Source organism: Cupriavidus sp. JZ107 (assembly GCF_053903255.1).
The window spans coordinates 1,686,574-1,705,496 of record NZ_CP096480.1 but is presented as its reverse complement, the minus strand read 5'-3'; the positions used below and the strand labels follow the sequence as shown (position 1 = coordinate 1,705,496).

The following is an 18,923-nucleotide window of genomic DNA, read 5'->3' as shown; positions in this document are numbered from 1 at the left end:
CACCATGGAACTGACTCTCAACAAGACCCCTCCGGCGGTAGGCTGCGCGCCGCGCTGGCTGTCGTGGACCGTAGACCGAATCATGCAGCTGGTCGGCTTCGCGGCCGCTTGTCTGGTACTGGCTGAAACCTGCGTCCTGCTCGGCGGGGTGTACTACCGCTACGTTCTGAACCAGCCGCTGATGTGGTCGGACGAACTCGCGTCGATCCTGTTCAGTTGGCTCGCCATGCTCGGCGCCGTGCTGGCGGTGCATCGCGGCAGCCATATGCGGCTTGCCGCGATCGCCAACCGGTTGCCGCCCCGCTATCGCGGTTGGCTGGAGGCGGTCAGCGGCGCGACCGTCTGCGTATTCGCCGCGTTGATCGTCGGCCCAGCGCTCCAGCACGCCGAACTTCAGATGCCGATCACCACGCCGGCGTTGCAACTGCCGGACGGCATTCGCAGCGCGGCCTTGCCGGTGGGCGCGCTGCTGATGCTGCTGGCGGCGGTATCGCGGTTGGCTAGCGAGGTAACCGGCGCGCAGCTGGCGGCGGCACTGGCCACCGTCGGAGCCATCGCCGGCGCATTGTGGCTCGCGCAGCCGGTACTGTTGGCACTGGGCAATTACAACCTGGTGCTGTTCTTCGTGATACTGGTGGGCGCCTGCGTGGCGGGAGGTGTACCGATCGCGTTCAGCTTCGGCGTGGCCGTGCTCGGGTATCTGATGTCGGTCACGCATGCGCCGTTGGGGATCGTGGTCAGCCGCATGGACGAAGGCATGGCCCATCTGGTGCTGCTGTCCGTGCCGCTGTTCGTGCTGCTCGGCGCGCTGTTGGAACTAAGCGGGCTTGCCCGCACGCTGATCGACTTCATGGCGGCGCTGCTCGGCCACGTACGCGGCGGCTTGCAGTACGTGTTGCTGGGCGCGATGTTCCTCGTGTCCGGCATCTCGGGATCGAAGGCCGCCGATATGGCGGCCGTGGCGCCCGCGTTGCTCCCCGAGATGAAACGTCGCGGATCGAAGCCGGAGGAGCTGGTGGCGTTGCTGTCAGCCAGCGGCGCGATGACAGAGACCATTCCACCCAGCCTTGTCCTGATCACCATCGGAGCCGTGTGCGGGGTGTCGATCACAGCGCTGTTTATCGGCGGAATCGTGCCTGCGGTGGTGGCCACGTTAGCCATCGCCGCGGTGTGCTGGCTACGCGCGCGAGGCGAGTCCGGACAACTGGAAAAGCGGGCCAGCGCGCGCAAGATCGCCCGGACCTTTGTTGCCGCGCTGCCCGCGCTGGCGCTCCCCATCCTGATCCGTACCGTGGTGATCGAGGGCGCCGCCACGGCCACGGAGGTATCGACCATCGGCATTGCTTATACCGCATTGGCCGCGCTCGGCATGCATCTGCTGGGCAACCGCGTCGAATGGCGGCGGTTGTACGGCATCCTGCTCGATACGGCGGCATTGTCCGGCGCCATCCTGCTGATCATCGGGTTGGCCACGTCGATGGCCTGGGCGCTGACGCAATCGGGCTTCTCGGCCTCGCTGGTCGCCCTGATGCAGCAGGTGCCGGGCGGGCCGTACGCCTTCATGGCGATCTCCATCGTGGCCTTCATCGTACTGGGCAGCCTGCTCGAGGGTATCCCCGCCATCGTGCTGTTTGGCCCATTGCTGTTCCCGGTGGCGCGCTCGCTGGGTATCCACGATGTGCATTACGCCATCGTGGTGATTCTGGCCATGGGGCTGGGCCTGTTCGCGCCACCGATGGGCGTGGGCTTCTACGCGGCGTGCGCGATCGGCGGTATCGAGCCGGACCGCGTGATGCGCCGCGTGTGGCCTTACCTGGGCGCGCTGCTGGTCGCACTGGTGGTGATCGCTTGCGTGCCGTGGCTGTCGATCGGCTTTCTCGACTAAGCGGACGTTCGGGGCGTCCGGTCGTCTCGGACGCTCCTGCATCGTCCCATCTCTGGAGGACCTTCCTTGAATCGACCCCATCTATACGACCCCGGCCAAGGGCCGGCGTCCCGCCGGGTGGCCGTGGTGACCGGTGGCGCCGTTGGCATTGGCGCCGCCATCGTGCGGCGGCTGGCGACGGACGGCCATATCGTGGTGATCGCCGATCTGAATCTGCACGCGGCTGCCGATCTGGCGGGCGTGCTGAACCGCGAAGGTTTCGAGGCCTATCCGCAACTGCTCGACGTGGGCGAACCGGATTCCATCGCGGAGGCATTCGCGGACCTGAACGCCCAGCTAGGCCGCTGCGATGTGCTGGTCAACAACGCAGGCATCGCCAAGACCTATGCATTCCTGGACTATCCGCTGGAACACTGGCGCAAGGTCTTCGACATCAACGTCACTGGGGCGTTCCTGTGCGCGCAGCATGCCGCGCGGTTGATGTCGGCGCGGCAGTGGGGCCGCATCGTCAACCTCGCGTCGGTCAGCGGGATCCGCGCCAGCGCGGGTCGCACTGCTTATGGTACGTCGAAGGCCGCCGTGATCGGACTGACGCGGCAGATCGCCATCGAACTGGCCCCGCACAACATTACCGTCAACAGTGTTGCCCCGGGACCGATCGACACGTCGCTGACGCAAGCCCTCCATTCTCCGGTGGCACGGGAAAACTACACGCGTTCGGTGCCGGCGGGGCGCTACGGGCAACCGGAGGAGATTGCAGGCGTGGTCGGCTTCCTGTGCTCGGACGCGGCCTCCTATGTCAACGGACAAACCCTGGCGGTCGACGGCGGCTTCCTTGCTGCCGGCGTGCTCGAAATCTAGGCAGCGGGGTGGCGACGATGGCGTTTTCCGTGACAGTGGCCGGCTCCAGCGAGTGCTTTGGCGTGGAACCCGACGAAACGGTACTTGCGGCCGCGTTGCGCCAGGGCGTGGCGCTCAAGCACGGCTGCCGCGTAGGGTCCTGCGGCGACTGCATGGCCCTGGTGGTCAGCGGTGACATCGTGCGCGGGGCGCGCGAAGCGCAAACGCTCGCGCCGGCGCAGCGCGCGCTGGGCGGGGCACTCCTATGCCTGGCGCGAGCACGCAGCGATCTCCGCATCCAGGCCGAGCTGACCGCGCCGGACAATGCGGGGGCCGAGGTCCGCCGCATGCCGTGCCGGGTCGCCGAGATCCGCAACATGGCGCCCGATGTGGCGGCGCTCCGGCTCAAGCTGCCGGCCCTGCCCCCGCTTCGTTACCGGCCCGGGCAGTATGTCGATCTGATCCTGCGTGAAGGGCTGCGCCGCAGCTACTCGCTTGCCACGGCCTTGCCCGAGGACGGCTGCATCGAGGTCCATGTCCGGCGCATCGCGGGCGGCGCGTTCAGTGCGCGCGCCCTTGACACATTGCGCGTGGGCGACATCCTGCGCCTGGAAGGGCCGTTCGGCCAGTTCTATCTGCGCGAGGAGAGCCGCAGGCCGATCGTGTTGCTGGCCTCCGGCACCGGCTTCGCGCCAATCAAGGCGATCGTCGAAGCGGCGCGCGCCAAGGGGCTGGTCCGCCCGATGACGCTGTATTGGGGCGGAAGACGGTGCGATGACCTATATCTGGCAGCGCTGGCGCGGCAGTGGGAGACCGACCTGCCGTGGTTCCGGTTCGTGCCGGTGTTGTCGGAATCCATGGAGGGCGACGGCTGGCAGGGGCGCACCGGGCTGGTCCATCGCGCCGTGATGGAAGATCTGCCCGCTCTGTGCGATCACGAGGTCTATGCCTGCGGCGCACCGGCGATGGTCGACGCTGCACGACGGGATTTCGTCGCTGCGCGAGGCTTGCCTGGGGAGCGCTTCTTCGCCGACGCCTTCCTGCCGGCCGCCGCAGCGCCCTAGTTGACGATCTCGATGGTGCGATGAATGGCTGCGGCGTTCGCTGCGTGCTCCGCCTGCGCTGCCTTGGGCGCGACCACAGGGGGCGGAGGCGATCGGCGGCGCACCGGCCCGTGGCTACGGCGGGCGGGGCGAGCGCCTCTCGCAGCGTCAGGCGTTCCGGACAGCCGCGCGCCTCAGGCCGCCGGCTCGGCGTGAATCTTCCCCAGCAGCCACTGCATCCCCGCCAGATGCTGCTGGTCGTGGCTGCATAGATAGTGCACGAGGCTGCGGACCGTCAGCGGCCCGTAACCCTCGAACTCTGCGGTGCGGGCAAGCTGCCGATCGTCCAGCCCGGCGATCAGCGCGACGGTCTTCTCGCGCGCCGCGCGGAAGTCTGCGAGCGCCTGCGCGCCATCGGCCGTCGCATAGGCACGCTCGATTGCCAGCGCGTCGCCGTCGATCGACGGCAGCAGCGGGTGGGTCTCGCTCAGTGCGCGCTCAAGGCGCCGGTGATAGCCGTCGATCTCGATATCCCGAACGTGGCACAGCTGGCCGATCGGCGTGAACGGCTCGCTCGGCACGCCGTTCCAGCTGGCCGGGGACCAGTTGCGATGCTTGGCCGGAACGGCCGCGTAGAAGGCTTCCAGTTGGCGCGGGAAGTCGCGCAGGGCGGCAAGGGTGGCGGCGTCGATCATGTCGTGGGGGCGCTTGGGCTCGGCGTGGCGGAACGCATGGCGAAATGTACCGAGCGCCGCGGCACGTCGACAACCATGACGCCGCTGTTTCCCTCCGGCGGACCGGAACAGAGCCGCGCCGACCCGCGCCTCGGTCATGCGGCGGCCGCCTCGTCGCCGGCCATCCGGTCGATCTGCCGCATCGCCTTCTCGATTTCGTCCGCGTCGGTCGGCCTGACCAGCCGCGCCACTTCCTTGCCATCGCGCAGGAACACCAGCGTCGGCCACAGCTTGATGCGGAACGAGCGGCCCAGCGGACGGCCGCTGCCGTCCTCGACCTTGATGTGCCTTACCTGCTGGTGGCGCGTGAAGGCCGAGGCGATCGGCCCCTGCGCCCGCATGCAGTAGCCGCACCAGGGCGCGCCGAATTCCAGCACCGCGGCGCCGGGCAGCGCGTCGATATCCTCGCGTGGCGGTTCGATCGCCATATAGGTTTCGGACATGGCCATTTGTCGTCTCCGTCGTTGTCCTCGATATCCCTGAACTAGCGAAATTCACGCCAAGCGCGGCTCAAGTGTGCGCCAGGGCTGACGTAAACCCTGAATGAAACCACACTAACATCAGAATTAAGCGGCTACTGAGTCGCTTTTTTGATGATAGCCGTCCCCTTGGCCCATCATGAACATCAGTCAACGTCTGCTTTTCACGCTGTTCTTTTCCCTGCTCGCCATGCTCGTCGTCGGCCTCGGCGGCATCTGGCAACTGAACCAGGCCGAACAACGCCTCGAGTACTTCAACGAAAACACGCTGACCAGCGTGCGCCGGCTCAATGCGATCAAGGACAGTACCACCGCGATCCGGGTGCAGCTGTACCGCCACGCGCTCGCCGACGATGCGGCTGCCAAGGACGACGCGGAGAAAGAGGTCGCCAAGGCGATCGCACGCTTCGACGAGCTGGCCGCCAAATACGAGCGCGAGGACATCTCCAACGATGCCGACCGCAAGCTGCTGGAAGAAGACCGTGCCGCGCTGGCGCGCTATCGCGCCCAGCATGCCGCGTTCTTCACGCTCTCGCGCACCAACGACACCGCGGGCCTGCATGCGATGCTGTCGTCGGGCGAGCTGCATCTGGCATCGGCCGCGCTGCGCAAGCAGATCGACGCGCATCTGGACTTCAACAGCAAGATGGGCGACGACTCGGTGGCCGAGAACCAGCGCGCCAGCGCGATCGCGGTGCGCGTGTTCGGCACCGTGATCGGCGTGACCGTGCTGGTGGTGGCCGTGCTGGCGTGGCTGCTGTATCGCCGCATCCGCGACAGCCTGGGCGAGATGCAGGCCAGCATGGAGCATGTCAGCGAAACGCTGGACCTGGGCCATCGTTCGCCGGTGCGCCGTCTGGACGAGGTGGGTCGTACCGCGCAGAGCTTCAATGCGTTGCTCGACCGTGTCGCCGCAGCGATGCGCGAGGTGCGCCAGTCAAGCGATTCGGTCGGCGTGGCCGCACGCCAGATCGCCGCCGGCAACGCCGACCTGTCGTCGCGCACCGAACAGCAGGCCGCGTCGCTTGAAGAGACGGCCTCCAGCATGGAAGAGCTGACCACCACGGTCCGCCACAACGCCGACAGCGCGCGCCAGGCCAGCACGCTGGCCGACAACGCCGCCGCCGTCGCGCAGCACGGCCATGTCGCCACCGGCCAGATGGTCGAAACGATGGGCGCGATCAGCACCAACTCGAACCGCATCGCCGAGATCACCGGCATGATCGAGGGCATCGCCTTCCAGACCAACATCCTGGCGCTGAACGCGGCGGTCGAAGCGGCGCGTGCCGGCGAGCAGGGCCGCGGCTTCGCGGTGGTGGCCGGCGAGGTGCGCACGCTGGCGCAGCGCTCGTCGACCGCCGCCAAGGAAATCAAGGAGCTGATCGACGCCTCGGTGACGACCGTGCGGACCGGCTCGGCGCAGGCCGAAAGCGTCGGCGCGACCATGAACGAGATCCAGCAGGCGGTCAAGCAGGTGTCCGACATCATCGGCGAGATCGCCGCGGCCACCGGCGAACAGAGCCGCGGCATCGAGCAGGTCAACCAGGCGGTCGGCCAGATGGACCAGGTCACGCAGCAGAACGCCGCGCTGGTCGAAGAGGCCGCGGCCGCGGCGCATTCGCTGGACGAACAGGCGACGCGCCTGCTCGACACGGTGGCGATGTTCCGCCTCGCGGCGGGCCATGACGCCGCGATGCCGTCGAAGGCCCAGGCGGCTGTCCGCGGTCAGCTGGCGGCGGCTTGAGAACGTGAAGGACCTGAAGGACCTGAAGGACCTGAAGGACCTGAAGGACTAGCTCGCGGCGACCCGCTGTACGGTGCCGCGGTTGCCGTCGACGGCCACCATGTCGCCGTCGGCGAGCTGCGACAGGATGCCCGGCAGATTGACGACCGCCGGAATGCCGAACTCGCGCGCGACGATCGCGCCGTGCGACAGGTAGCCGCCGGTCTCCATCACCAGGCCGCCCGCGCGCAGGAACAGCGGCGTCCAGGCCGGATCGGTGCTCGGCGCGACCAGGATGTCGCCGTTCGCCATCCCGGTCGCCTGTTGTGGGCTGCGCGCGACGCAGGCCGGTCCGCGCGCCTGCCCGGCGCCGACCGGCGTGCCGGACCAGCGCCCGGCGGCCGCATCGGCCACGTACGTGGCGCTCGATTCCGCGGACGAGAACACCGCCGGCAACGCGCCCGGCTGTTCGACGATCACCGCCGGCTCGGTCCGGTCCGCCTGATCGGCCAGCACCTCGGCCCGCCGTGCCGCGCGCCGCGCTGCATGCCGCAGCGGCATGCGCCCTTCGGCGACAGCGAGCAATTCGAATGCGGTCAGATGAAATACATCGTCGGGCCGCTCGAATCCGTCCTCCTTGCCGCCACGGGCCAGTTGCGTGCCCAGCGCGAGCGCGGTACGGCGCACCGCTTCCAGATACCGCATCAACGCGCTGCGCGCCGCTTCGCGCTGATTGCACTCGCGCGTGGCCACTCGCACCAATCGCTTCAGCACCGCCAGCATCGCGGGCCGCGCCAGCGGCGGGATCGCCCGGCGCAGCCGCTGCCATGCCTGCGCCGCGGCAACGCGCTGGCGCTGCCGTACCGCCTCGGCGTTGCTGCCGATCATCCCCAGCACGGTATCGAGCAGATAGTCGGGCGCCTCGCGCCAGCGCGGCTGCCGCACATAGCTTTCCGCGGTGGCCCGATGGCCGTAGCGATCCAGGAACTCGGCGAATGCTCGCCGGAAGGGACTGTGCGCGGGCAGCTGCTGCGCCCACTGGGCGCCGCTGCGCTGTGGACCGCGCAGCCAGGCCAGCGCTTCGGCGTCCGCCGCGGCGGTCTCGGCCAACGCGATCAACGCATAGCCTTGCTGTGCGGTCACGCTCGGCTCGCCGCCTGCCATCAGCGCCGCCGTCACCGCATAGCCTTCGCCGGGGCAGTACTTCTCGACCAGATCGACAAGCCCTGCCAGCGTGCCCCCTGCCGACCCCTGCAGGAAGAACAGCGGATCGGCCTGCGCCACCGTGCGGAACTGCTCGCGCAGCAGCGCGGCCAGCGCGGCGGGGTCGTCCGGCAACGCTTGTTCGCGCCACTGGCGCGCCTGCTCGGCGGCGCGCGCCAGCGCGGCTTCGCCCAGGCGGCGTTGGCGCGGCGAGCGCGCCAGATAGCGCAGCATGCGCAGGCCGCGGGCGAGCCGGTCGCCCGCGGTCGGCGGCGGCACCGCGATCTCCGGCTGCGTGCCGCCAAGCAGGCGATTGACCGCGTCGGGACGCACGCCCAGCGCGTCGTAGCACTCCCATTGCATCAGCGACACGTCCAGATACAGGCGGCCGTCGAACAGCGCCGCGTGTTCGGTGCCGGGCAGGATCGGATAGCCGGACAGCGAGAAGCCGAGCGTCAGCATCCGGTTCGCCATCGTGCGGCAGCCGTGCCAGTCCAGCGCGGACAGCGGATCGGGCATGATCTCGCGGGTATTGCCGCGCGACCAGTAGCGCGGCTGCTCGCGCAGCGCCGGATAGGTGTGGCGCGCCCGCGCGGTGACGGGCCGCGCCTGCACGATCCAGAAACGCTCGCCGTCCCAGACCCATTCGATGTCGTAGCGGGGATTGGCGAAGTCGAGCGCGCCGGCGGCATCGCGCGCCAGTTCGCCAAGCGCGATGGCCTGCGCGTCGGACAGTACCGCCTGGGCGGCCTGCTGCGCGGGCGTGTCGATCGCCGTGGTGCCGCCGCCAGGCAGCAGTTGCGTCATCCTTTGCTTGCCGCCCAGGCGGCGCGCGATGACGCGCAGCGCGTCGTCGCCATCGGTGCTTTCGTTGCTCTGCAGCCGATACTCGTCGCCGTCGGCCTGTCCGCCGACCAGCGCCTCGCCCAGGCCCCAATGCGCGTGGATCAGCAACTGGTCGTCGCGGCCGGACAGCGGATCGCAGGTAAAGGCGATGCCGGCCGCCACCGCGGCCAGCAGCGGCATCACGACCACCGCCATCGCCGGTGGCTCCCCATCGAGGCCGAGGCGTTGCCGGTAGGCGACCGCAGCCGGCTCCCACACCGAATCCCATGCCGCCTGCACCGCCTCGGCGACGGCATCGACGCCGGTCACGTTCAGCCGCGACAGATGGATGCCGGCAAACGACGCTTGAGCCGAATCTTCCTGCGGCGCCGACGAGCGGACCGCCAGCGGCGTCCGCTCCCAATCCCGGGCCGCGAGCTCGCGCGCGAGCGCGTCGCGCAAGGCCTGGGGCACCGGATCGCCGGCGCGCCGGCCGCGGCTGGCCTCGGCGTGGATTACGAAGCCGTCGGGCACGGGCACGCCGAGCTGCGCCATCAGCGCCAGTTGCCAGCCCTTGCCGCCGGCCGCGGCGGGGCCTTGCGCCGCGGCAGCCCGCCAGTCGAGCAGCAGGGCGCTCATGACGCGTCCTCCGGCTCGGCCGCGCGTGCCGCGCCGTGGAAGAACAGGTCGACGGTCGCCGCGAACTCGGCGCGCAGATCGCTTTCCGAGGCTGCCAGCCAGCGCATCAGCGCGCCCAGATACAAATGATGGAACAGCGTGGCCAGTTGCCCCGACGGCAGGTCGCGGCGCAGCTCGCCGCTCTGCTGTCCCGCCGCCATCAACGCATCGAAGGCGAGGTCCATGCCGCTGCGCCCCGGCGCCCCTTCACCGTCGCTCTGCCCGAAGCGGCCCGGCCCGAGATCGAGAAAGCGGAAGCGCAGATAGTGCGGCAGGTAGCCGCGGCGCGCCTCGCACCAGTCGGCCGAAGCCGACAGCAGATAGCAAAGCCGTGCCTGGAAACTGCCCAGCCCGTCCAGCGCGGCCCGCAGCTGCTGCAGTCCCGCGGCCAGCTCGCCGTGGAACTGATGGGCGAGCAGCGCCTCCTTGACCGGGAAGTGGTTGTACAGCGTGCCCTTGGCCACGTCGGCCTGTGCGGCGATCTGCTCCATCGTCACCGCGTCATAGCCATGCGCCTCGAACAGATCGAAGGCGGTGGCCGCCAGATGGTCGAGCGTCTGGTTGCGCTTGCGCTGACGTCGCCCCGCGGGCGGCGGAGCGGCGCTGGCGTCGATGGGTGGGTCGAACGGGGTCTGGATGGTGCGCTGAGACGAGGCTTCCATTTGCACGTCGCTTAAATTTGAACGTCGTGCAATTTTATGCTTCGTACTTCGCTTGTCAAGCCATCCGGCGGAAAGACTCAGGCAGCCGTTTCCGCCTCGGTGTCGCCGATGTAGACGACCTTCTCGGTCATCGGATCGAACGGCAGCGAGCCATGTTCGTGCACGACCAGCCAGCGGCCATCCCGTTTCTGCAAGCAGACCGTGATGCGGATCCAGGTGCCGCCGGCCGGATGGTCGGGCTCGTCCACCGGCGCGATGCGGCTCAGGCAATGGCAAAAGGCAAGGTCCGCGCCGACGGTCAGCACGAGGTCCTTGCGCTCGGAACGGAAGCGCCGGGGAAGATAGGGAAAGCAGGCCTCCCAGGTGGCGCGGTATGCGTCCACACCACGCAGCGCGTAGGGCGGCTTGACGTCGAACAGCGCCACGTCGGGCGCATAGTGCGCCGTCATGGCGGCGGCGTCGCGCCGTTCCAGCGCGCGCGCCCAGTCCTCCATCATCTGCCTGATGGTGCGTTCATCGGTCTGCTGGTCCTTGCTGATGCTCATGATGGGCTCCTTGTCGGTTCGGTTGCGAACCCGCTTCCGGGGCCTGTCGGTACGGCCCGCGGAGCGGCTCCTATCCCTTTGTCGAGTGGGAGCGTCGCAATTCGACAATCGCCGATCCCCCGTCGCCCCCGCGCAGGCGGGGGCCCAGTGGCTTGGGGCACCCTCGACAAGACACCGGGTCCCCGCCCGCGTGGGGCGCCGGAATTTCGTGTCTTAAAATGCACAGAACCGGGTTTGCCACCGCTGGCAGCGGCGGCAATCGCGCCGATACTTGCTGGAAGACCTGTCAGGTCGCAAACCATCGAGGAGTGCGTCATGAGAAGGGTTCGCCTTGTCGTCGTACTGGGTGCCGTCACGCTGCTGGTCGGCGGCTGCTTTCTGCTGGGCATGGGTGACCGCGCCACGCTGACGGTGGCGCAGGGCACCGGTCCGTCGCCGACCCTGCCGCCACCGAACAAGACGCTGCTGCCGACCGTGGACATCGCACCGGCGATCGGCTGGACGGCCGGCGCGCGGCCGACGCCGGCACCCGGCCTTGCGGTGACGGCCTTCGCCGATGGGCTCGATCATCCGCGCTGGCTTTATGTGCTGCCCAACGGCGACGTGCTGGTGGCCGAGTCCAATGCACCGCCCAAGCCGGAATCGGGCAAGGGCATCCGCGATTGGGTCATGAAGCTGGTGATGAAGCGGGCCGGCGCCGGCACGCCCAGCGCCAACCGCATCACGCTGCTGCGCGATACCGACCGCGACGGCGTCGCGGACAAGCGCTCGGTGTTCCTGCAGGGCCTGAACTCGCCGTTCGGCATGGTGCTGGTCGGCAACGACTTCTATGTCGCCAATGCCGATGCGCTGATGCGCTTTCGCTATCGTCCCGGCGCGGACCGCATCGACGAGCCCGGCGTCAAGGTGGTCGACCTGCCCGCCGGCATCAACCACCACTGGACCAAGAACGTGATCGCCAGCCACGACGGCCGCAAGCTGTACATCACGGTCGGCTCCAACAGCAATGTCGGCGAGAAGGGCATGGAGATCGAACATGGCCGGGCCGCAATCTGGGAGCTCGATCGCGCCAGCGGCAAGATGCGGCTGTATGCGACCGGTCTGCGCAATCCGAACGGACTGGCCTGGGAGCCGGTCACCGGGCAGCTGTGGACCGCGGTCAACGAGCGCGACGAGATCGGTAGCGACCTTGTTCCGGACTACATCACCGCGGTGCGCGATGGCGGCTTCTATGGCTGGCCATACAGCTACTGGGGCCAGCACGTCGACGTGCGGGTCAAGCCGCAGCGCCCCGAATTGGTGGCCACCGCGCTGGTCCCGGACTATGCGCTCGGTCCGCACACGGCCTCGCTGGGAATCACGTTTGCCGACGGACTGCGCTGGCCCGAGCCGTTCCGCGAAGGCCTGTTCGTCGGCCAGCATGGCTCATGGAACCGCAAGCCCAAGAGCGGATACAAGGTGATCTTCGTTCCGTTCCGCGGCGGCGTGCCAAAAGGCGAGCCGATCGATGTGCTGACCGGCTTTCTCGACGCCTCGGAGCACGCCCATGGCCGCCCGGTCGACGTCAAGGACGATCGCCGCGGTGGGCTGCTGGTCACCGACGATGTCGGCAACGTGGTCTGGCGCGTCACCGCGATGACGGCGAAGCGCCGATGAGGGGCGGTGCAGCAGCATGGGCGGCAGGCGTCTTGCTGCCGCTGTCGGGATGGGCCGATGCGCAGGATGCGCGCTCCGCGTCGGCAGCGGACGCGGAGCGCGCGCTGGCGCCGGTGGTCGTGACCGCCACGCGCATCGATGCCCCGGTATTCGATACGCCCGCGTCGGCCGACGTGGTTTCGGGCGGGGCGCTGCGCGACGACAGGCCGCAGATCAATCTGAGCGAAGGGCTCGGCGGCGTGCCTGGCCTGCTGGTCAAGGACCGGCACAACTACGCGCAGGACCTGCAGTTGTCGATCCGCGGCTTCGGCGCGCGCTCCAGCTTCGGCGTGCGCGGCCTGCGGCTGTATGTCGACGGCATTCCCGCGACGATGCCCGACGGACAGGGGCAGACCTCGAATATCGATATCGCGTCGATCGATCGCGTCGAGGTATTGCGCGGCCCCGCGTCGTCTTTGTACGGCAACGCATCGGGCGGCGTGATCCAGGTCTGGACCGAACCCGGCGCGCGTCCGCCGTTGCTCGAAGCCAGCCTCGGCGCCGGCAGCTACGGCGCCTGGCGCTATGGCCTGAAGGCCAGCGGCGCGCCCGCGGAAGGGGAGCCGGGCCTGGACTATCTGGTCAGCGCCTCGCGTTTCACCACCGACGGTTATCGCGACCACAGCGCCGCGCGCAAGAACCTGGGCAACGCGCGGCTGACGTGGCGTCCCGATGCCGACAGCAGCTGGACGCTGGTGGCCAATGCAGTCGATCTGAGCGCGCAGGACCCGCTCGGGCTGACACGGGCGCAGTTCGGCAGCGCGCCGCGCTCGGCGCAGCTGGCCGAGCAGTTCAATACGCGCAAGACCGTGCAGCAGGCGCAGGGCGGCCTGCGCCATCAGCGCCGGGTCGATGCGGACAACACGCTGACGGCGATGGTCTACTACGGTCGGCGCGAGACCCGCCAGTTCCTGTCGATCCCTCCGGCGGCGCAGCGCAGCCCGTTGTCGGCGGGCGGCGTCATCGATCTGGCGCGCGACTACGGCGGCGCGGACCTGCGCTGGACGCACCATGCGCGGATCGGCCGCATGCCGCTGACGCTGATCGCGGGGCTCGCCTACGACACGATGGAGGAAACGCGCCGCGGCTACGAGAACTTCATCGGCAGCACGGAACAGCCGGTGCTCGGCGAGCAGGGGCGCCTGCGGCGCGACGAACGCAATACGGTCTGGAACTTCGACCAGTATCTGCAGGCGTCGCTGGACGTGACACAGCGCTGGACCGTCGAGGCGGGGCTGCGCCACAGCACGGTGCGCTTCTCCTCCAGCGATCGCTATATCGTCGGCGCCAATGGCGACGACAGCGGCTCGGTACGCTACGACAAATGGTTGCCGGTCGGTGCGGTGCGCTATCGCGTCAGCGAATCGCTGAATCTGTATGCGACCGCGGGACGCGGCTTCGAAACGCCGACGCTGAACGAGATCTCGTATCGGCCCGACGGATCGGCCGGACTGAACTTCGCGCTGCAGCCCGCCACCAGCACATCGCTGGAAGCCGGTGCCAAGCAGAAGCTCGCTGGGGGCGTGTTGACGGCCGCGCTGTTCCAGACCCGCACTGACCAGGAGATCGTCACCGCGACCAGCAGCGGCGGCCGCGCCAGCTACCGCAATGCCGGCCGCACGCTACGCCAGGGCGTGGAACTGGGCTGGAGCGGCGTGCTGCGGCCGCATTGGCAGGCGCAGCTCGCCTACAGCTTTCTCGACGCGACGTTCCGCGACACGGTGCCGGCCGGCATCGTCGCCGGCAACCGTCTGCCCGGCACCGCGCGCCACGCTGTCTATGGATCGCTCGCCTGGGCCCCGTCGCGCGGCTGGCGCGCCGGCATCGATCTGCGCTATCTGGGCGCGGTCCCGGTCGACGACCGCAACAGCGATCGCGCGCCCGGTTATTTCGTGACCGGCATCCACGCCGGCTATGCGATGCCCCTCGGCCGCTGGACCTTCAATGCGTTCGCGCGGATCGACAATCTGTTCGACCGCCGTTATGCCGGATCGGTGATCGTCAACGACGCCAATGGCCGGTATTTCGAGCCGGCGGCCGGACGCAATGCCTTTGCCGGGGTATCGCTGTCTTATGCGTTCTGAGTTCGCGCCGCGGTAAATGCTCCGTTAATTCCATGCGGCGGAAAAACGCAACAGCGTTCGCAAAAAGGGATCGGTGTTTCAGGTCTTACAATATGTCACGCCTTTCCAGAGGGGCGGGAAATTATGCTCAAGATTCCCCATAAGGAAATCAAGGAGAGGGAAATGAGAACCAATTTCAAATACCGGGGGCTTGCATTCGGCGTCGCCGCGTCCGCTGCAATCCTGGCCGCCTGCGGTGGCGGCGGCGATGACGATGGCGGCGGCACCGGTACGCTCAGCGTGTCGATGACCGATGCGCCGGCCTGCGGCTTCGACCATGTGTTCGTCACCGTCGACAAGATCCGCGTCCATACCAGCGCCAACGCCGAGGATGGCACCGGCGGCTGGGCCGAGATCGATGTCAATCCCTCCCGCCGCATCGATCTGCTGTCGCTGCAGAACGGCACGCTGACCAAGCTCGGCCAGACCGTGCTGCCGGCCGGCCAATATCAGCAGGTCCGCCTCGTGCTCGATCGCAATACCGGCAATTCGCTGGCCAATTCCGTGGTGCCGACCGGCGGCGCCGAACAGCCGCTCGATACGCCGAGCGCCACGCAAAGCGGGTACAAGATCATCCGTCCGTTCACCGTGCAGCGCGACACGCTGGTCGACCTGGTGCTCGACTTCGATGCGTGCCGCTCGATCGTGCAGCGCGGCAACGGTTCCTATGCGCTGAAGCCGGTGGTGACCGCGGTGCCGCTGGTGGTCAGCGGCGCGATCCAGGGCTACGTTTCGCCCGCGCAGGCCGGCGCGACCGTCTATGCGCAGCAGAACGGCGTGACCATCAAGGGAACGCTGGCCGACAGCAATGGCGCCTTCACGTTGTCGCCACTGCTGCGCAGCAGCGATGCAGGCAACTACAGCGTCGTGGTGGTGCAGAACGATCGTGCGACCGGCGTGATCCAGAACGTGCCGGTCACCGCGCAGACCACCACCACGGTCTCGACCTCGGCGGCACCGATCACGCTGCCTGCCTCGCCGATGCGCCGCATCACGGGCGCGGTACTCCCCGCCTCGGCACAGGCCTTCGTGCAGGCGAAACAGAATGTCGCCGGCTCGCCGATCGAGGTCGCCGTCGCCAACGCGAACTTCGATACCGGCGCCTATCAGCTGAACGTGCCGGCCGCCGCGCCGCTGGTGGGCACCTACCAGCCGACGCTGCCGATCGCGCTCGCTGCCGACACCGCCGCCGCAGGCAAGTACACTGTCACGGCGACATCGATCACTGGCGCCACGCTGAGCACCGAGCGCGACGTCTCGGCAGGCGATGCGACGGCGAACTTCCAGTTTTGATCGGTTGAACCCCACATCAACGACAAGGAACATGCAATGAGTTCGATGAAGGCAATCTGCGCGCTGCTGATCGGCGCCGGCACGCTGCTCGGTGGCTGCGCTGTCTATACCCCGCACGGTGCGGTGGTCACGCCGGGCGCGGTCGTGGTCGATCCGGGCCCCGGCCCGTATCACTGCCCGCCGGGACAGGCCAAGAAGGGACGCTGCTGATATCGGTCGACACTGTCGATCGTCTGTTCACGATGTCATTGCCGCGCGGGCGGGAATCCGGTGTCTTTTGACGCCACTGGGTCCCCGCCTGCGCGGGGACGACAATTGGTTCGAAGACGGTAGATGGGCCTGCGGGCCCTTCTTTTTTGCCCGCGCTTCAAGCGCAGGCAATCAATCGCGAATCAATCGATCCAGCTTGCCATGGACGGTGGCCCAGGCCTCGTGATCGGGCAATGGTCCCTTGGCATGGATCAACGGTTTCCATGCCGGATTGCGCGCCAGTTCGGCATTGATCGCAACGAAATGCCGCTGGTCTTCGGGAAGGTCTTCCTCGGAATAGATGGCACCGACCGGGCATTCCGGCACGCACATCGAGCAGTCGATGCACTCGTCGGGATTGATTACCAGGAAATTCGGCCCTTCGTGGAAACACGACATCGGGCAGACGTCGACGCAATCGGTATAGCGGCACTGGATGCAGGCATCCGTTACGACAAACGTCATGGGGAAATGCGCGGGACAGCGGGGGACGACGAAAGCCCCGATGCTAGCGCGCGAGCCGGCCGCCGTGCCGGCGCGGGTTTGTGCGACACCATCAAAAATCTTCAAGCCATCCGATGATGTGTGCGGCGCTAGCCGGACCGCCAATAAAAAAGGGCCGGTAATGCTACCGGCCCAACGTCCTTGCACCCATGAAGAAGACAAGGTCGATATGATCGTTCGCGCGGCGGCGCGCCCTGGCGCCGCCGCATGCCCGCATGGCGGGTTCGCAGGCTTCGCTTAGAAGCGGTGACGCATGCCGATCGTCACGCCGGTCTGGTTCTCGCCGGCCTGGGCGGTACCCGCGCCGTTCAGGCCCAGGTCCGAACCGTCCTTGTTGCGCACGTAGCCAACGTTCAGATAGACGTCGGTGCGCTTGGACAGCGAGTAGTCGGCGGACAGCACGAACATCCACGGATCGGCACCGGTGTTCTTGGTGTCTTCGTAGTAGGCCGCGCCGGTCAGGCTGAAGGCCGGGGTGAACTTGTAGCGAGCGCCGGCCCAGTACAGGTTGCTGCGGGTGCTGGTGTCGGTCAGCGCGCCGAGGCCTTCGTCGCGCATCCAGCGATAGCCGGCGAACAACTTGGCGGCGCCGAATTCGTAGGCGGTACCGACCGCCAGGCGCTTGGCCGCGCGGTCCTGCAGCGCGATGGTGGCGCCCTGGTACTGGTCGTACGCGGTGCCGATCGAGAAGCCGCCCGCCGCATACGACAGGCCACCACCGAACTGGCGCGCCACCTTGGCTTCGCCCGGCACTTCACCGTTGTTGTCGCGGCCGAAGCTGTAGAAGCCGGTCGCGGTCAGGCCACCGAACTTGCCGGTGTACTTGATGTTGTTGTCGGCGCGGCCGTTGAAGGCCGAATCAACGCTGTTCAGCGAGTAGCGCGGACCGACGCCCATCGGGTCGAAGGCACCGAACAGGTCGTACAGCGCGTTCTGCTGACGGCCCAGCGAGATGGTGCCGAAGTTGCCTTGCAGACCGACGTAGGCGGCGCGGCCGAACAGGCGGCCGCCCTGGGCCGAACGGCCGGTGTCGATGTCGAAGCCGCTTTCCAGCACGAACAGACCCTTCAGGCCGCCGCCCAGGTCCTCGGTGCCGCGCAGACCCCAGCGCGAGCCCGACAGGTTGCCCGAGTTCATGCGCACGGCGGTGTCGCCGCCGCCGGCGCTCGGCGCGTTGCTGATGACTTCGATGCCGGCATCGACGATGCCGTACAGCGTGACGTTGGTTTGGGCGGACGCTGCGCCGGAGGCGGCGGTGGCAGCGGTCGCGGCCAGCGCGAGGAGGGCTTTCTTCACGGTGTGTTCTCTTTTGACTGGTGATGGAAGACTGAAGAGGTCTGCCGCCGGCAGCGTGGCGCGGGTTCGACCCGTGAACCCCTGCCGGCGCAAACGGGGGCGATCTTCGCTTGCTTTTATGACACCTATAAGTAAGGTGAAAATCACGTTGTAAAAAAGCCGCAGTGCCATCCCGTTACGGCGTGCGGGGTCCGTGAAGACTTCGGATCAAACAGAGATGAAAAAGGGCGAAGCGCCGAAGCGCTTCGCCCTGGTGGCCATTCACGGCGAGCGACGGCCCGCGGCGGTTCAGCCGCCCTTGGCCAGACGGCCTTGCATGCGCTTGGCGCGATCGGCCGAGCCCGGGTGCGAATCGAACATGCCGGACTTGCCGCCATCGAGCTTGGCCAGCTTCTCGAACGCCGTCACCAGGCCCTGGCGATTGGCCTTGTTCTTCGTCAGCAGGTCGAACGAGTAATCGTCGGCCGCGGTTTCCTGTGCCTGGGAGAACTGCGCATTGATCAGCTTCTCCGACAGATCGCCCAGCTGCGACTGCGACAGCGCGGCCACGGTGCCGTTGGCGCTGGCCGCCAGCGCGCCGCGCGCGGCGACGGCGGTGTAGGCCACCTGCATCTGGCTCTTGCTGTGGCCCAGCGCCACGTGGCCGATTTCATGGCCAAGCACGCCGCGCACCTCGTCGTTGTTCATCATGTCCATCAGGCCGCTGTAGACGCGCACGCAGCCGTTGGCCATCGCCCAGGCGTTGACGTCCTTGGTCAGGTAGACCTTGGCCTGGACCGGCACGCCGCTGTCCTTCAGGCCGGCCATGATCGCGGTCAGGCGCTTGGTGTACGGGCTGTTGCCCGGGGCGATCTTGTTTTCCTTGTCCGATTCGGCGCAGGCCTGCTCGGACAGCGACTTGACGTCCGCGTCCGACAGCGTGGCGGCCTTGAACAGCGAGCCGCCGGCGTCGACCATGCTGTTGACGTTGGTGCCGGCGCAGCCGGCGATCAGCGCCGCGGCGCAGGTGGAAAGCACAGTGAGAGAGAGAACGGTTTTCATGCGTTGCATTGCCCCTGGATTCTTATTAATTCGTTATCAAGCGTGCCCGACGAATAAAAGGCGCCGCATTGTACGATTGTTTCGATTCCCCGATTGCAAACAACG

The 18,923-nt window shown here is 67.8% G+C and carries 16 protein-coding genes; 8 read left to right on the top strand and 8 right to left on the bottom strand.

Annotation, left to right across the window (positions count from 1 at the left end; translation table 11 throughout):
• Positions 1-4: 4 nt before the first annotated feature.
• From M1D55_RS07340 to M1D55_RS07330, 3 genes are all read left to right on the top strand, one after another.
• Complete coding sequence (locus M1D55_RS07340) at positions 5-1,885, top strand: TRAP transporter large permease (RefSeq protein ID WP_456280523.1); 1,881 nt, start codon at positions 5-7, stop codon at positions 1,883-1,885.
• A 66-nt stretch (positions 1,886-1,951) separates the two neighbouring features.
• Positions 1,952-2,746, top strand: coding sequence for an SDR family NAD(P)-dependent oxidoreductase (locus M1D55_RS07335; protein ID WP_456280522.1), 795 nt, complete (start codon positions 1,952-1,954; stop codon positions 2,744-2,746).
• Positions 2,747-2,763: 17 nt separating this feature from the next.
• Positions 2,764-3,789 (top strand): CDP-6-deoxy-delta-3,4-glucoseen reductase, encoded by a 1,026-nt coding sequence (locus M1D55_RS07330; protein ID WP_456280521.1) that lies wholly within the window; start codon positions 2,764-2,766, stop codon positions 3,787-3,789.
• Between the two features lie 173 nt (positions 3,790-3,962).
• On the opposite strand, the gene M1D55_RS07325 is transcribed toward M1D55_RS07330, so the two are convergent.
• Entirely contained in the window at positions 3,963-4,601 is a 639-nt protein-coding gene (locus M1D55_RS07325) for a DinB family protein (protein WP_456280520.1), read from the bottom strand.
• Positions 4,598-4,951 carry a thioredoxin family protein gene (locus M1D55_RS07320; protein WP_456280519.1) on the bottom strand — a complete coding sequence of 118 codons (354 nt, stop codon included), beginning with the start codon at positions 4,949-4,951 and terminating at the stop codon, positions 4,598-4,600. Before M1D55_RS07320 ends, M1D55_RS07325 begins: the two co-directional genes overlap by 4 nt.
• A 169-nt stretch (positions 4,952-5,120) precedes the next feature.
• Here M1D55_RS07320 and M1D55_RS07315 point away from each other — a divergent pair, with 169 nt between their 5' ends.
• Positions 5,121-6,725: a methyl-accepting chemotaxis protein gene (locus tag M1D55_RS07315; RefSeq protein WP_232204587.1), complete on the top strand. Its 1,605-nt coding sequence runs from the start codon at positions 5,121-5,123 to the stop codon at positions 6,723-6,725.
• Between the two features lie 48 nt (positions 6,726-6,773).
• Here the strand turns inward: M1D55_RS07315 and M1D55_RS07310 are convergent, their stop codons facing one another.
• From M1D55_RS07310 to M1D55_RS07300, 3 genes are all read right to left on the bottom strand, one after another.
• Entirely contained in the window at positions 6,774-9,371 is a 2,598-nt protein-coding gene (locus M1D55_RS07310) for a PEP/pyruvate-binding domain-containing protein (RefSeq protein WP_456280518.1), read from the bottom strand.
• The gene (locus M1D55_RS07305; RefSeq protein WP_456280517.1) at positions 9,368-10,072 is read right to left on the bottom strand and encodes a TetR/AcrR family transcriptional regulator; all 705 of its coding nucleotides are present in this window, start codon (positions 10,070-10,072) and stop codon (positions 9,368-9,370) included. Before M1D55_RS07305 ends, M1D55_RS07310 begins: the two co-directional genes overlap by 4 nt.
• Before the next feature lie 77 nt (positions 10,073-10,149).
• Positions 10,150-10,617: a YybH family protein gene (locus M1D55_RS07300; RefSeq protein ID WP_456280516.1), complete on the bottom strand. Its 468-nt coding sequence runs from the start codon at positions 10,615-10,617 to the stop codon at positions 10,150-10,152.
• Positions 10,618-10,932: 315 nt separating this feature from the next.
• Here M1D55_RS07300 and M1D55_RS07295 point away from each other — a divergent pair, with 315 nt between their 5' ends.
• The 4 genes from M1D55_RS07295 to M1D55_RS07280 all read left to right on the top strand — a co-directional run bounded on the left by M1D55_RS07295 (position 10,933) and on the right by M1D55_RS07280 (position 15,938).
• On the top strand, positions 10,933-12,273 hold the full coding sequence (locus M1D55_RS07295) for a PQQ-dependent sugar dehydrogenase (protein ID WP_456280515.1): 1,341 nt from the start codon (positions 10,933-10,935) through the stop codon (positions 12,271-12,273).
• Entirely contained in the window at positions 12,270-14,396 is a 2,127-nt protein-coding gene (locus M1D55_RS07290) for a TonB-dependent receptor family protein (RefSeq protein WP_456280514.1), read from the top strand. Before M1D55_RS07295 ends, M1D55_RS07290 begins: the two co-directional genes overlap by 4 nt.
• A gap of 162 nt (positions 14,397-14,558) precedes the next feature.
• Positions 14,559-15,728 (top strand): DUF4382 domain-containing protein, encoded by a 1,170-nt coding sequence (locus tag M1D55_RS07285; RefSeq protein ID WP_064576363.1) that lies wholly within the window; start codon positions 14,559-14,561, stop codon positions 15,726-15,728.
• A gap of 36 nt (positions 15,729-15,764) precedes the next feature.
• Positions 15,765-15,938, top strand: coding sequence for a hypothetical protein (locus tag M1D55_RS07280; RefSeq protein ID WP_158507296.1), 174 nt, complete (start codon positions 15,765-15,767; stop codon positions 15,936-15,938).
• A gap of 171 nt (positions 15,939-16,109) precedes the next feature.
• Here the strand turns inward: M1D55_RS07280 and fdxA are convergent, their stop codons facing one another.
• From fdxA to loiP, 3 genes are all read right to left on the bottom strand, one after another.
• Complete coding sequence (gene fdxA, locus M1D55_RS07275) at positions 16,110-16,442, bottom strand: ferredoxin FdxA (protein ID WP_456281320.1); 333 nt, start codon at positions 16,440-16,442, stop codon at positions 16,110-16,112.
• 276 nt (positions 16,443-16,718) lie between these two features.
• On the bottom strand, positions 16,719-17,777 hold the full coding sequence (locus M1D55_RS07270) for a porin (RefSeq protein ID WP_456280513.1): 1,059 nt from the start codon (positions 17,775-17,777) through the stop codon (positions 16,719-16,721).
• Between the two features lie 288 nt (positions 17,778-18,065).
• Complete coding sequence (gene loiP, locus M1D55_RS07265) at positions 18,066-18,818, bottom strand: metalloprotease LoiP (RefSeq protein ID WP_456280512.1); 753 nt, start codon at positions 18,816-18,818, stop codon at positions 18,066-18,068.
• Positions 18,819-18,923: the final 105 nt, after the last annotated feature.

Excerpts from the sequence above, each read along its gene's own strand:
- M1D55_RS07340 (WP_456280523.1), top strand. The coding sequence starts at position 5 with ATGGAACTGACTCTCAACAAGACCCCTCCGGCGGTAGGCTGCGCGCCG.
- M1D55_RS07330 (WP_456280521.1), top strand. The coding sequence starts at position 2,764 with ATGGCGTTTTCCGTGACAGTGGCCGGCTCCAGCGAGTGCTTTGGCGTG.
- M1D55_RS07325 (WP_456280520.1), bottom strand. The coding sequence starts at position 4,601 with ATGACCGAGGCGCGGGTCGGCGCGGCTCTGTTCCGGTCCGCCGGAGGG.
- M1D55_RS07320 (WP_456280519.1), bottom strand. The coding sequence starts at position 4,951 with ATGGCCATGTCCGAAACCTATATGGCGATCGAACCGCCACGCGAGGAT.
- M1D55_RS07315 (WP_232204587.1), top strand. The coding sequence starts at position 5,121 with ATGAACATCAGTCAACGTCTGCTTTTCACGCTGTTCTTTTCCCTGCTC.
- M1D55_RS07310 (WP_456280518.1), bottom strand. The coding sequence starts at position 9,371 with ATGAGCGCCCTGCTGCTCGACTGGCGGGCTGCCGCGGCGCAAGGCCCC.
- M1D55_RS07305 (WP_456280517.1), bottom strand. The coding sequence starts at position 10,072 with ATGGAAGCCTCGTCTCAGCGCACCATCCAGACCCCGTTCGACCCACCC.
- M1D55_RS07300 (WP_456280516.1), bottom strand. The coding sequence starts at position 10,617 with ATGAGCATCAGCAAGGACCAGCAGACCGATGAACGCACCATCAGGCAG.
- M1D55_RS07295 (WP_456280515.1), top strand. The coding sequence starts at position 10,933 with ATGAGAAGGGTTCGCCTTGTCGTCGTACTGGGTGCCGTCACGCTGCTG.
- M1D55_RS07290 (WP_456280514.1), top strand. The coding sequence starts at position 12,270 with ATGAGGGGCGGTGCAGCAGCATGGGCGGCAGGCGTCTTGCTGCCGCTG.
- M1D55_RS07285 (WP_064576363.1), top strand. The coding sequence starts at position 14,559 with ATGAGAACCAATTTCAAATACCGGGGGCTTGCATTCGGCGTCGCCGCG.
- M1D55_RS07280 (WP_158507296.1), top strand. The coding sequence starts at position 15,765 with ATGAGTTCGATGAAGGCAATCTGCGCGCTGCTGATCGGCGCCGGCACG.
- fdxA (WP_456281320.1), bottom strand. The coding sequence starts at position 16,442 with ATGACGTTTGTCGTAACGGATGCCTGCATCCAGTGCCGCTATACCGAT.
- loiP (WP_456280512.1), bottom strand. The coding sequence starts at position 18,818 with ATGAAAACCGTTCTCTCTCTCACTGTGCTTTCCACCTGCGCCGCGGCG.